Genomic DNA, 13,681 nt, shown 5'->3' with positions numbered 1-13,681 from the left:
TTAACGTCTATATTGTGAAAAAGTTAACAATCTATTCTCTATTGTTCGCTTAAGGATTTCTGGATATTGGGGGAATTATCAATAAAATATCCTACTATATAATTGAAATATTTTGTAAGTGGTAACAAACTCGTCAGGTTGATGCTTCGTTAATTTTTTGAGTCTGATCAACTTAGAAGAAGGATATACGATGTGGCGCACTTTATAAACAAAAAGAACGGTCTATATTCCTATACCTTAAATAAAGACGTAAGAATAGGAAACAAGGAGGAATTAATATATGAATGGGAATACTGCAAAAAACATAGAATTTCAAGCTGATAATACGGCAGTAAAAAATGAAAAATACCTAGACCCTAAAAAATGGCATAAACAGGATACTACCTGGGCATTGAGCCTTTTTGGAACAGCAATTGGAGCAGGGGTACTCTTTTTACCGATTAATGCAGGTTCAGGTGGTTTATTATCATTGCTGTTAATTACCATACTTGCATATCCAGTTATGTACTACTCACATAGGGCGCTTGCTAAAATGATTTACGCTTCGAATTCTGCCGATGAGGGGATTACAGGTACAATAAGAGAATATTTCGGAAATAAAGCAAGTATCATTTTTAACATCGTATATTTCGTCTCCATTTATACGATCGTGCTGATGTACTCGGTCGCACTTACAAATACTGCAAGTAGTTTTATTGTACACCAATTGCACATGCCGGAGCTTCCAAGGGCTATTTTATCACTTGTATTAGTACTCGGTCTTATCACTATACTAAATTTTGGTCAGGATATTACTGTAAAGATAATGAGCATGCTAGTATATCCTTTCATTGCTTCTCTACTTTTTATTGCAATATCTTTAATTCCACAATGGAATACTTCAATGCTAAGTTTTTCAAGTGTTTCTACTGTTTCAACTGGAACAGGGTATTTCGGAACGATTTGGATGATACTACCAATTATCGTATTCTCGTTTAATCATTCTCCTATGATTTCGTCATTTGTTATGAAACAGAGAGCTACGTATGGAATAGACGCTACTGATGCCAAGTGTGCTCAAATACAAAAAGTTTGTTATATTATGACATTCGCTGTTGTTATGTTTTTTGTTTGGAGCAGTACTTTAAGTTTGACTCCAGATGATCTTAAGGTAGCAAAAGAACAGAACTTGTCAATCCTATCATATCTTGCTAATGAGCTTAATTCGCCAGTAATCACGATTGCAGCTCCTATCATTGCGTTTGTGGCTATTACAAAGTCTTTCCTTGGCCATTATATAGGAGCGTATGAGGTAATGCGTGACATGATTATCAAGTCTGGTAAAAAACGTGGGAAAGATATAGGAGAAAAAACAGTTAAGACAATGATTCTTACTTTTGTTGTACTAACATGCTGGTATGTCGCTTATACAAATCCAAGTATTCTTGGAATCATTGATGCTCTTAGCGGTCCGTTAGTCGCTGCTATCTTATGTCTATTACCGATGTATGCGATTCGTAAAGTACCAGTACTAGCAAAATACAGAGGGAAAATGAGTAATGTATTTGTAATTGTTATAGGGATACTTACTGTTCTAGCAAGTATTAAGTCATTATTCTAATTTACTGTAGTTAGTTCTGATGCAAAAATAATAGGATATGAAATGAGAATGAAAGATTCCTAGCGGAACTAAATTATATAGTGTTAAACCAAAGAGATTCTGGTTTTGGACAAACTATTCATCTGGGATAGTTTGTCCTTTTTTGATTATATGCATAACTTCTATTACAGCAATCTTTTTTTAGCTGGTTGTTATGATTTTAATCCAAGCCTATTAGGGTGCTGATCCATGTGCATCAAGCTAATATTTTGAAGTATCCCACATTTGTTTTCTTAGGTTGATGGGAATGGGCCGGTACCCCATGTATGGCGGACAACTAAAATGGCTTTATTTCATCACATGTCCGAAGTCATTGTATCTCCCACTTACTCATTTCGCGTTCCTTGAGGAAGGAGAATTTTTTCGGGGAATAGGTTAAATTAAACTCGGTTTTTAGCACATCATAAATGGTCGGAAAATAAAGGTTGCATAATATATAGTTGCAAATTTCTCATTAATTCTGATGTTAAAGACTATATGAAAATAGTACATTTACAAATAATTAAAAACTGTATATTTAAATTAAACAATATTAAACGAGGTGTAATATTCCGATTATTCATATTGATTATACAAAAAAAAGAAAGAGAATAATAGGCTTGTTATTAATTTCTATTGACCTTAGTATTTAAAGGGTCATAAGAACTTTAACTTTACTACAAAATGTATGCCCTTTCATTTTAGGAGAAAAAATATTTTGGGACATACAAGATAAAGGAGTGATGTTTATAAAAAAAGTTTGTTCCATCAGTATAATTTGTCTCTTTTTTTTATGTTCTTGTTTTAGCTCAAACAGCAAACCCGCATCTAAAAAAGAGAAGAGTGACGAAGCAAAGATTACTAAACAAAAGAATTGGGGATTTAAAGCAATATATTCTGATGAGACTAAGATTAATGACTATAAGTCATTACCTAAAGTCAAAGTAGCAATATTGGATAGTGGGATTAATAAAAATCATCAAGATTTAAAAGGAAAAATTGTAAAAGATTATAATGCTATTAATCCAGGAAACGAAAATGTTGATAATTATGGACATGGGACTGCAGTTGCTGGAATCATAGCCGCCCATGATGATGATTTAGGTCTCACTGGAATATCCCCTAATGCAGAGATTTATGACGTTAAAGTTCTCGATGACAAAGGTTTAGCAGATATTGATACATTAATTAAAGGTATACAATGGTGCATTCAAGAAAATGTGAAAATAATGAATATTAGTTTCGGTGTACAATCAGATAATCCGAAATTAAAAGAAGCTATAGATGAAGCATTAGACAAGGAAATCATAATTGTTGCAGCTTCAGGAAATACATTAGGATTATCAGTTGATTATCCAGCTAAATATGAAAATGTAATATCTGTTTCAGCAATAAAAGAAAATTTAAAACGATCTGGTGTATCTGCAAAAGGGAAAATAGATTATGCAGCTCCCGGAATAAATATCTTAACTACTGATAATAAAGGTGACTATTCATATTATAGTGGTACCTCTTTTGCTACTGCGTATGTTACGGGTACTGTAGCAGTCCTATTAGCACAAAAAGATATAATTTTCAATGGTCAGAATATTAAAACTTATTTAAATGATAAAACTAAAGATCTAGGTGAAAAAGGATATGATTCTGAATATGGTTCTGGATTAATAATGATAGATTGAAAGAGGAGATCGATTAATGAAAAACGTAATTGTTAAAATATTAGTGTTTTCTATGTTACTTACTTTACTTCCTAATATACAATATGTAAAAGCAGATACAGGAATACAAGATAAAGTAACTTCCGTTGATGTAAGTAAAGTGGAATCTGAAGTAAATAAAGAATTAGGAATTGAAGTTTCAAATGAATTAAAGATTAATATAGAAAAAGAAACAGACGAAAAGGTCGTAGTTAATACAACTTTAGACACAACAGATTTATCAGTTTCAACAGATATCGACATGAACCTTGAAACAGGGGGAATTACTGTATTCGGTAAGACGGTTGATGAAAATGGTGAAGAAACCCAACAAAACTTTGATGTTTATGTACAAGAAGTTGAAGGAAATGACTTTATAGCTACATTCGTTGATCAAGAAACAGGAAAAGAATATGAAGTTAATACCCTAAAAGCAAGTGCTTCTATTTGGCCTGTAGTAGTAGCGGCTGTGGCTAGATATGGTATACAATATGCAATAAAAAAGTATGGAAAACAAGCAGTAACTTCAGCAATGAAACAGGTTCCCAAGAGTATAAATAAGGTTGATGATAAATTCCTTAAAAGAAAAGGTATTGATGCTCACGAATTAAAAAGAGACTACTTGGGTAGAAGTGTTAGTATTTCAAAATATGATATCTATGTGGATAAGAAAACAGGAAGACTTTGGATTTACCTAAAAGGTGGAAAAGGAACTCCGATACCAACTGATTCATTTATAAAATAAAAAAATCTAAAGTCATTTGTGAAAAAATGACTTTAGATTTTTAGTTATAATGAATTATAAGTATGAAGTAAAGGATAAAATTTATTATCCTTTACTTCAAATATTAATAGGGATGTGTTAAATAATTTGAGTACATTAATAAATGTAGAACTAGCCATTTTCGGAGAAATATTTAATCCAGAAGAGCTAACTAAACAATTTAATTTAGAACCAACGATGACTTATAAAAAAGGTGAGTTTATTAGAGGTAATTCGTTATTTATTCGGGAAGAAACAAACTGGAGTATTGAAACAGGGTATGAAGAATCTCTTAATGCAGAAGAGGTTGTAAAAAAGTTAATTTCCATATTGGAACATAAAAAAAATGAAATAATTAATATGCAAAGTAAACATAATCTAAAATGCAAATTATCTGTTGTTGTAAAAATAGAAAATAATGAAGTCCCTTCTTTATGTTTTGATCAACATACTATTGGTTTTATCAATAGTATTGGTGCGGAAATTGATATTTGTCTATACTTATTGTAAGTCTAGCGGTAGGATTAAAATATTTGTTAAATGATGCAATGTACCTTTGATAGTGTCTGCGATAAAATGTTTGCCCTAAGCATTAAATTGAATTCTACTTCTGATAAAAGATAGGGCCTTCCTTAAGAGGAGGGTTCTTACAAACTAATTGTATAGGTGAAGATGGACAACAGCAACCAGAAAGTAGCTTTTAATATTAATTGAAGATAGTCTCTATGAACGAAATGATTCTACTAGTATTAAAATAAAGAGTCTAACTTTATGGATAAGGAATTGAAGGCTAATACATCGTATAAATATGTAGTAACAGCGGTTGATTTAGCTGGAAATGAATCTAGTAGAAGTGATGTATTGGATGTAACAACAAAGGCAGAGGATTCCACATATGAAAAATGGGATGCGAGAAAAGCATATACTAAAGGTGATAGAGTAGTATATGAGGGGAAAGTGTATAAAGCAGTTCAAGGTTATCAAGGCAATGGTGACACAAATTGGATTTTTGCCCTATCGCTTTGGAAGCCAGTTTTGAGTAAATGATAAGCAGGAAAATGTAGTTAATATTTTTGGATTTTTCTTTGGAAATAAACGGCCGTTCAAAATATAAATTCTCAAATGGTTTAAATGATTTGGAAATAAATTTAATCTCCATCTATTGTTTACGAAATGAAATCGAAAAAGAATCCTAATGGTACTCCATTGGGATTCTTTATTTTCTAATTTGTAATAGCATAAATTTGCACAGTGAATTTGTTAGTGGCACCAATTGGACTTGCGATATAATATTTGGTATTTGTGTAAGCTTCAGTCCTAGATTCATGTGAAATATTTTTCCAACGAATAGAATCAGTACCTAGGGGAACATCAATCATTACATTGAAAGAGATAGTAGAAGGATGATCTTTTTCTGAAGGCACAATAACCCATTTCAATTCTTTGGTACCTACAGGTAAACTATCAATTTTAAAGTTTTGACTGGATCGATTTTTTTGTCCGGATAAAGGACTAGATATGGTTGCTTGTTTTATTTTATTGTAGGAATAATACATGTTTGCATAGGTAGTTTAATTCCTTCATTCATACAATATTATGGAAGAACCCCTGATCAATTAGGCGTTTTAATATTTTTTCAATTTACGGTTTTTTTATTTGGTGTTCTAAGTTCACCCATACTAGTAAGAAAGTATCATTATTTTAAAACAATAACATTAGGTGTTTTAGTAATGTCCATCGTTATAGGAGGTTATATATATATTAAAGAATGGGCATATTTAACTGTTATTTGCTTTGTATTAGGGGTTTGTTAGAAACTACGGTGGGTTCCTTTATTATTTCAGCAGAAAGGAATAGTGCTGCTAAATTTAGCATTCTCGAAGTATGGTTTGGGGTTGGGACGCTAGGGTTTCCGTTACTAGTTAATTATATTATAAAATTTTATGAATGGTATTTTATTCTTTATGGGATATTACTATTCTTTATTTTTACACTATTTGTTTGGTACATGTTTGGACGTACAAAATTTCTAAATTTTTCTCCTCAAAATAATGGAAAGGGAGGAGCATCCCTTTCCTCATTTACTCTAAAATTTAAAAGATTACAGTTATATTATTCATTTCACTTTTTGCATTTTTATATGCAGGCATAGAAACTAATCTTGCAAATTTTTTATCTACAATAATGATTCTTACCGAGAATGAATTAATCAGTTCAGTAAGTATATCTTGTTTTTGGCTAGCAATAGTTATAGGAAGAATACTTGTAGGTAAGCTAGCCCATAAATTTAATTATTGGACATATATTACATCTAGTTGCTTTACATTAGTGATTCTTTTATCTCTATTTCCCTTTGTTCGAGGTACAGGTATGTATTTGTTTGTCATCTTCATTATTGGTTTAGTCATAGCGGGTGTTTTTCCAATAACATTAATCATAGATTCCCGTATTATGGAAAATAATATTGATCAAGTGACTAGTCTATTTATCGCATCGGCCAGTTTAGGGGGGGCACTAGTATCTTTCTTAATTAGCTGGAGTCTATCATTAAATACTATAACTGTTACTTTTGGGATATTTGCACTTTTTGCATTGAGTCTAGGTTGTATTATTTTAAAAATGAGGAAAATTGCAACTTACGGTAACGAAAGTGCCAAAAAGGTAGAAGGTATGAAAAATTTATAGAAAAAATTTAATAATATGAAAAAGTTAATTTTATTTGGAATTCCTAAAAAAGTTGATAAAGTTAAAAATTCTGTATTTGGGCTTTGTTTTATATATTGTGCTGTGTAATATATAAAACAGAGATACTTCAAAAAAAGATATGCAACAGTGACCAGTTCTCAGGTAATAAAAAGTTATTTTAATTAGCTTTTCAGATTAATCTAAGAGGGGTTTGTTATCGAATGGAGATAAAAATTAGTAAAAAGGATAAGATTGATATCTCTAAAAAATTAAAGTCTTTTTTAGCTGAACAATATTCACTGGAATTGGGTGAATACATAAGCTATGAGTTACTTGAATTCATAATAAAGGAATTAAATCCACATTTTAATCAAGTTACTAGGGATAGGTTGGAAATGTTGTTAAAGAATATAGAGAAAGATATATACAGTCAATAGACTTTATATGAGAATTGAAAAACTATAATATCATTTTTTTTAATTATAAAAGGAAATATGTTACTGAAAAGTAAGGAGACAATCCATTACTTTTCTAAAAAGCAATTAGATCCGTACAATGATGTATTAAAGTGATTCCGAAGGGATTTTGGATGCTGAAGAGAGTACAAGTGAGTTAAAAAAGAAAGGTGCGTAGGCGCCTTTCTTTTTTGAAGGAGATTTTTATATTTTGGGATAGCGCCACATCGCTATCAACTTAAGAAATTAATTGTTCCCTAAAACGAAAAAATAAACTAAATGTCCTTGGTTACCTATGAAAAGAATAAATTTTTGTTTTGGGAGTACTTCAAAATGTTAGCTTGATAGCGATGTGAATGGACCCCCCACTGATTAAAGTTACACTTCATTCCACGCCACTCTCTAAAATAGAAAAAGATACATTTTCACAATCAATTTCTGCCAACGCGCCGTAAGGTAAAATAAACTTCGGTTCAGTATGGCCGAAATTTAAATTATAAAGAATCGGTAAATCTTCTAAATGATGTTCCTTCATAACTTGCAGTATTTCATGTTTATATTCTTCATAATATTGTTCATCTTTCGGTTTACCGAAGATAATACCTTTTGCTTTTTGCAGAATGCCTTGCGCTGCATAATTTCGTAACCAATACTTTATATAACTTGGTTCTGGATGATCTTCAGAAGTTTCAAAGAAGAGAATACTATCCTCCCAATGTTTTCTCTCAGGCCAAAGCTCCGTTCCTTTTGCAAATTCCAGTACTTCAATGCAACCACCAATTAAGTGCCCTTGTACAGTGGTAGAGCCTTGAAGTAACTCATATCCATTGTTTTGCCGCATTGTACGCTTTGTATCCTTATTTATCTCTATCCATTCTAAACGCTCACTCGTCCATTCATGAGCTGGTTGAATTTCGCCAATCATTTCATTGGAAAAGAGAGTTCGATTTACCATTTCAATTGTATATGGATCCATCTCTACATTTTCAGCAAAATCCGTTAAAATGGCTGGACCGTAAAAAGAGGAAAGCCCTGCTTTATGACAAAATAAATGTGTAATAGTAACGTCAGAGTACCCCATAAAAATTTTCGGGTTTTCGCGTATCACATTAAAATCTATATAGGGAAGTAACCGGATGCTATCTTCACCACCAATATTCGCGATAATTGCTTTCACACGTGTATCTTTAAATGCTGTCATTATATCTTCCGCACGAGCCTCTGGATTGTTATAAAGGTATTCGCTACCATTTAAGCTATTTGGCATTGGGATAACCGTAAGACTAAAAACTTCTTCTAATCTTTTTACTCCTTGCTCATATCGCCATCTTATTTCAGCATCACCTGCTCCTCCCCACGAAGGACTTACTGTCGCTACGATATCTCCTGGCTGTAATCTCTTTGGCTTTATTAACATATGAATCCCGCTCCTACATAATGTAATGAACTACGGCTATACAAACCGTAGAGTTGAAGAACATTGTACATGACATTAGTTTCTCCGCCTTCAATAAGTTCACCTGCTGTAATTTGAGAATTTAGTATTAGTGCTGAATATAGGAATAATCTACAAATATTTTTTGCTAAAATTTATATTTGAAAATCACAGTATGCATCATTGCATGAGGAAAACGGTTGTTATTTTTATAACCTGTAACTATAATGATTACAGGTTGGTCGATACCAATCAAAAAAATAAAATCATCATGAATGGAGATGTTACATATGGGTATGAAAAAAATAATTTTAGCAGGTGCTTTAGGGATCGCAGCATTATCAGGAACAAATGTACCAGGATTAGAACTAACAAAAGCGAGTGCAGCTTCTATTGAATCGAATTTCTCGACGTTAGAAGGACGAGTAGTAGAAGTAGATAACGGTGTGATTGTTGTAAAATCTAAGCAATATGAGGAACCTGTTAGTGTGTATATTGATTCACTTTCAAACGTGAAAGTAGGAGATGAAGTAAAAGCTACTGGATCTATGATGCGTAATTTTACAGAATATATGGTTGCAACTGCAGTTGAAAATACAACAAACAAGTTAGGTATGCACATGAAAGAAGATGGCTCACCTAATTATGTAATTGGAGAATTATCAAAAGTAGGAACGATGGAAGATGAGGGAGACGGTGCTACTAAATATGTTGTAGTTGAGTATCCATCGTTAAATGGGAAGAAAGATATTATTGATGTTTTCTTAACAAAGGGACAAGTATTTAATGTGGGTGAGAAAGTGAAAATTGATATGAAGTATGTAGGGTGGGGCGGAAGTTCTATTAACTGGAACACAGTTGACCATATTGAAAAAGTTCATGAAGCAAAGACGAACGTTGAAAATAATGATGATGTATGGATTTGGTCTTAATAAGGCGAGTATAAATTGTTATTTGCAATTTTCTCCAAACAATACATGTAAAAACTAAATGTATCATGCAGTACCCATCTCATTGCGTATGACAATTAGATGGGTACTTTTTTATTTGAAATTTGTGCAAGTCAATGTTTAGCATTTCTTTTTAAGAGTAAATTACGGGTGAAATCAAAACTTTATTTGTAGTACATAATAAATAATGTTGATTTTTTATCTTATATTAAAATAAAAACAAACCACTGTTCGATTTGAATATTCCACGATATAATAGTGAGAGTTTATGGCAGAATAAATATTTACATAAGAAGTGAGGTACTGTATGAAAAAAAGAACGACAGACATTATTTTTATTATTATCGGTGCATTTCTTTTTGCGTTAGGTGTCAATTTATTTGTTATTCCGAACGAGTTTGGTGAGGGCGGGGTAACAGGTATCACGATTATTACGTACTATTTATTTGAGTGGTCACCAGGTTTAGTTAACTTAATTTTAAATGCGATTTTGTTAATAGTCGGTTATAAATTTTTAAATAAGATTACAACGATTTATACGATTATCGCTGTAGTGACTAACTCGCTATTTCTTCATTTAACAGAAGGCTGGACGATTGCTTCTGATGAAATGCTCGTAAATGCCATTTTCGGTGGAATATTTATCGGGTGTGGTATTGGTCTTATCATTCGCGTTGGTGGAACGACAGCAGGAACTACCATCTTAGCGAGGATGACACATAAATACTTAGGCTGGAGCATTAGCTATGGTCTACTGTTCTTCGATTTAATCGTTGCATTTTCATCTTATTTCATCATTGGTGCAGAAAAATTGATGCTGACAATTATTATGCTATATGTAGGAACGAAAGTAATGGAATTTGTAATTGAAGGTTTAAATCCGAAAAAGGCCATTACAATTATTTCTGATAATCCGGATGAAATTGCCGGGAAGGTGACTACTTTAATGGGTAGAGGGGTTACTGTGTATTCAGGTCATGGTTATTACACGAAAACTCCGAAGGACATTCTTTATGTTGTTATTAATAAGCAAGAAGTAGTGAAGCTAAAGCGGATTGTTCAAACTACGGATCCGGTGGCGTTCATCGCTATCCACGATGTTCGTGATGTGTTCGGAGAAGGATTTGTTGATATTTCGAAGGCTTAAAAATTGTTTTTGATTAAAATAATCTTAATACTAAAACGTGAGAATCTATTTTGAATAATCTTTTTTCAAAATAGATTCTTTTTCTTTTTCTTGCAAAAAATCCAATTGTTTTTTAATGTAGTGATGTAGAAGGATGAACGAGAGAGGGTTTAATGAAGATGATACATATTTTATTAGCTGATGACGATAAACATATTAGAGAGTTATTGCATTACCATTTAGAAAAAGAGGGGTTTAAAGTTTTTGAAGCTGAAGATGGAAAGGTAGCGCAAGAAGTATTAGAGAAGGAAAATATTCATCTTGCGATTGTAGACATTATGATGCCGTTTGTTGATGGTTATACGTTATGTGAAGAAATACGGAAGTATCATGATATTCCTGTTATTTTATTAACTGCGAAAGACCAGTTAGTGGATAAAGAAAAAGGATTCATTTCTGGCACAGACGATTATATCGTAAAACCATTTGAACCAGCTGAAGTGATTTTCCGTATGAAAGCATTGCTGCGCCGTTATCAAATGCTGAGTGCAGACATTATTACACTCCACGGAACGACAATTGATCGTAAAGGTGTTGAGGTGAAGTGTAACGGACAGACGATTTTACTTCCGTTAAAGGAATTTGAATTATTATCACAATTAGCTAGTTATCCTGGGAGAACATTTTCAAGAGAAGAGCTAATTGAATTAGTATGGGGAATGGATTTTGAAGGGGATGAACGAACGGTTGACGTTCATGTGAAACGGCTGAGAGATCGTTTCTCAAAACGAACGGATGATTTTCAAATTACGACAGTGCGCGGCCTCGGGTATAAGTTGGAGTTGAAATAAGATGAAATCACTATATTCTAGATTTGTATTTATGACGGTCGGCATTATGCTACTTAGTAGTATTATCGGCTTTTTATTAACGAACGTATATTATCAAGTGAAGTTAAAACCGTATAATAGTGAAAAGATTTTAAAGTATGCGGAAGAAGTTAAATCATTATATGAAAAGCAAAGTGAAGAAAATCAAGAGACGTATTTGCATTCTATTGCAAAGTTAGGGTATGAAATTTATATTGTCGATGATCAAAAGAATGGAAAGCGTATCGGTAATGCGTTTCGTAAGACGTCTATTAGCGATGCTACTGTTCATAAAGTATTGCAAGGAGAAACGTTTAATGGTGTTTCTACGTATCCAACGCGTCTTTTTATTACAGGATTTTTCGATAATGAATTAATAAATAGTGTTGGTGTACCGGTAAAGCACGGTGATAAACAGTACGCGTTATTTATTCGCCCCGACATTCAGAACCAATTTGGCGAAATGCGAATTTTCTTAGCGGTATTACTTGGGTTTATCGTACTATTAAGCATTATCTTTATAGCGATTGCAGCAGGTTATATCGTTCGCCCAATCCGTAAATTTACGAAGGCTACGCAAAAAATTGCGAGTGGGGAATATAAAATTGAATTAGACGTAAAACGAAAAGATGAAATAGGAACGTTATCTACAAGCTTCCAAAAGATGACGAAAAGTATTAAAGAACTAGATGAAATGAGACAAGAATTCGTTTCGAACGTTTCACATGAATTTCAATCACCACTTTCTTCCATACAAGGTTTTTCAAAAACGTTGCAAACAGAAAAGATGAGTGAGGAAGAAAGAAATCATTACTTACAAATTATTGAAGGTGAAAGTAAGCGAATGTCTAGTTTATGTAAACAGTTGCTTACGCTCGCTTCATTAGATAAGGAGGAAAAGGTTTTACAAATAAAAGACTTTTCCTTACAAAAACAAATTAAAGACGTCATTTTTATGCTTGAATGGAAATGGCGGGAAAAAGATATCGCCGTTGAATTTGATGTGCCGGACATTACAATTCAAGGTGATGAAAACTTACTTCATCAAGTATGGAGTAACATTTTCACGAATAGCATTAAGTTTTCAAACGATGGTGGAACGATTGAGTTTTTCGTGGAAGAGTTAGAGTCTAGCGTTATAATTTCTATATCAGACAACGGAATCGGTATGGAAAAAGAAGAAATGGATCGTATTTTTGATCGTTTTTATAAGGTGGATACAGCGAGAGCAAGAAACGTAGAAGGTAGCGGTTTAGGGTTATCAATCGTGCAGAAGATTGTTGAACTGCATAAAGGGACCGTTTCGGTATATAGCACGAAAGGGGAAGGGACGACTGTTCGGGTTGAACTTCCTAAATAGATGAAAGAGGCTGTTTGGGAACAGCCTCTTCTTTTTTTGTCGCAAGTATACGTGTAAAATGAAAAAATATGAGTCATTTTAATTGCATAATCGGATGAGTTTATGGAGTGGGATTAGGAGGAAGTTTATTTAAAAATGTAGAATCTCTACAGAGTTAGAGGAAGTGTATTAAAACTTGAACTGTGTAGGGAGGAAATTACTTTGAAACGAATTGACTTGTTATTAAACGTACTAGATTCAACATTCGATAAAGAGAGTTGGTATGCACCGTTTAAACATGCTATAGAAGGACTTACAGCTGAACAGGCTATGTGGAAACCAGCTGGAGAGACAACGAATACCATTTGGGAGAATGTTAATCATCTCACTTATTACAAAGAAAGACTTGCTGCAAACTTGGAAGGACGTGAATGGACACATAATCTTGACGGTAATGACACCTTTTATCTGACTAAGCAATCTAATAATGATACGGAATGGAAGGAAGTCGTTGAACGCTCTGAAAATGCTCAGCGTAATTTAAGACAGGTATTAAGTGCAATTTCTGAAAGAGAGCTTGAACAAAATTCACTTGAAGGTAAATTACTGGACATCATGCTTCATGATGCTTATCATACAGGCCAAATTATTCAATTAAGGAAAATGCAGGGGGCATGGCCATCAAAGCGTTAACTGCCGTTTTAGGTTGGTGCTTTTGTTGAATAAAATTTAGATATTCAAACG

Annotated in this window: 11 protein-coding genes and 4 pseudogenes; 13 read left to right on the top strand and 2 right to left on the bottom strand. The window is 33.0% G+C overall.

The window, feature by feature from the left end:
• The first annotated feature begins 280 nt into the window (after positions 1-280).
• From C3Y97_RS15945 to C3Y97_RS15925, 5 genes and pseudogenes are all read left to right on the top strand, one after another.
• Complete coding sequence (locus C3Y97_RS15945) at positions 281-1,600, top strand: aromatic amino acid transport family protein (RefSeq protein ID WP_136363518.1); 1,320 nt, start codon at positions 281-283, stop codon at positions 1,598-1,600.
• A gap of 761 nt (positions 1,601-2,361) precedes the next feature.
• Entirely contained in the window at positions 2,362-3,297 is a 936-nt protein-coding gene (locus tag C3Y97_RS15940) for a S8 family peptidase (protein WP_000470028.1), read from the top strand.
• 16 nt (positions 3,298-3,313) lie between these two features.
• The gene (locus C3Y97_RS15935; protein ID WP_000800054.1) at positions 3,314-4,060 is read left to right on the top strand and encodes an SAR2788 family putative toxin; all 747 of its coding nucleotides are present in this window, start codon (positions 3,314-3,316) and stop codon (positions 4,058-4,060) included.
• A 126-nt stretch (positions 4,061-4,186) separates the two neighbouring features.
• Positions 4,187-4,588, top strand: a complete 402-nt coding sequence (locus tag C3Y97_RS15930; RefSeq protein WP_000105603.1) for a DUF4279 domain-containing protein — start codon at positions 4,187-4,189, stop codon at positions 4,586-4,588.
• A gap of 252 nt (positions 4,589-4,840) precedes the next feature.
• Positions 4,841-5,125 (top strand): annotated as a pseudogene (locus C3Y97_RS15925) (carbohydrate-binding protein); the annotation flags it as partial.
• A 176-nt stretch (positions 5,126-5,301) separates the two neighbouring features.
• Here the strand turns inward: C3Y97_RS15925 and C3Y97_RS15920 are convergent.
• A pseudogene (locus C3Y97_RS15920) lies at positions 5,302-5,604 on the bottom strand (hypothetical protein); the annotation flags it as partial.
• 36 nt (positions 5,605-5,640) lie between these two features.
• Here C3Y97_RS15920 and C3Y97_RS15915 point away from each other — a divergent pair.
• The 3 genes and pseudogenes from C3Y97_RS15915 to C3Y97_RS15905 form a co-directional block, all read left to right on the top strand.
• A pseudogene (locus C3Y97_RS15915) lies at positions 5,641-6,763 on the top strand (MFS transporter).
• A 221-nt stretch (positions 6,764-6,984) separates the two neighbouring features.
• Complete coding sequence (locus C3Y97_RS15910; RefSeq protein WP_000403244.1) at positions 6,985-7,200, top strand: DUF2164 family protein; 216 nt, start codon at positions 6,985-6,987, stop codon at positions 7,198-7,200.
• A gap of 24 nt (positions 7,201-7,224) precedes the next feature.
• Positions 7,225-7,335: pseudogene (locus C3Y97_RS15905) on the top strand (HXXEE domain-containing protein); the annotation flags it as partial.
• Positions 7,336-7,603: 268 nt separating this feature from the next.
• On the opposite strand, the gene C3Y97_RS15900 reads toward C3Y97_RS15905, so the two are convergent.
• Positions 7,604-8,635, bottom strand: coding sequence for a S66 family peptidase (locus tag C3Y97_RS15900; protein ID WP_098212721.1), 1,032 nt, complete (start codon positions 8,633-8,635; stop codon positions 7,604-7,606).
• A gap of 308 nt (positions 8,636-8,943) precedes the next feature.
• Here C3Y97_RS15900 and C3Y97_RS15895 point away from each other — a divergent pair, with 308 nt between their 5' ends.
• The 5 genes from C3Y97_RS15895 (at position 8,944) to C3Y97_RS15875 (ending at position 13,630) form a co-directional block, all read left to right on the top strand.
• Positions 8,944-9,585, top strand: a complete 642-nt coding sequence (locus C3Y97_RS15895; protein WP_136363517.1) for a hypothetical protein — start codon at positions 8,944-8,946, stop codon at positions 9,583-9,585.
• A 325-nt stretch (positions 9,586-9,910) separates the two neighbouring features.
• Complete coding sequence (locus tag C3Y97_RS15890) at positions 9,911-10,750, top strand: YitT family protein (RefSeq protein ID WP_136363516.1); 840 nt, start codon at positions 9,911-9,913, stop codon at positions 10,748-10,750.
• 152 nt (positions 10,751-10,902) lie between these two features.
• A complete protein-coding gene (locus C3Y97_RS15885; RefSeq protein ID WP_000781959.1) occupies positions 10,903-11,580 on the top strand; it encodes a response regulator transcription factor in 678 nt (225 codons plus the stop codon).
• 1 nt (position 11,581) lies between these two features.
• Positions 11,582-12,958, top strand: a complete 1,377-nt coding sequence (locus C3Y97_RS15880) for a sensor histidine kinase (RefSeq protein WP_000839519.1) — start codon at positions 11,582-11,584, stop codon at positions 12,956-12,958.
• Positions 12,959-13,159: 201 nt separating this feature from the next.
• On the top strand, positions 13,160-13,630 hold the full coding sequence (locus C3Y97_RS15875; protein ID WP_000821001.1) for a DinB family protein: 471 nt from the start codon (positions 13,160-13,162) through the stop codon (positions 13,628-13,630).
• The last annotated feature ends 51 nt before the right edge of the window (positions 13,631-13,681 follow it).

The sequence above is a fragment of the Bacillus sp. DU-106 genome (assembly GCF_004799705.1).
Lineage (GTDB): Bacteria > Bacillota > Bacilli > Bacillales > Bacillaceae_G > Bacillus_A > Bacillus_A cereus.
This window is presented reverse-complemented; position numbering and strand designations above follow the sequence as displayed.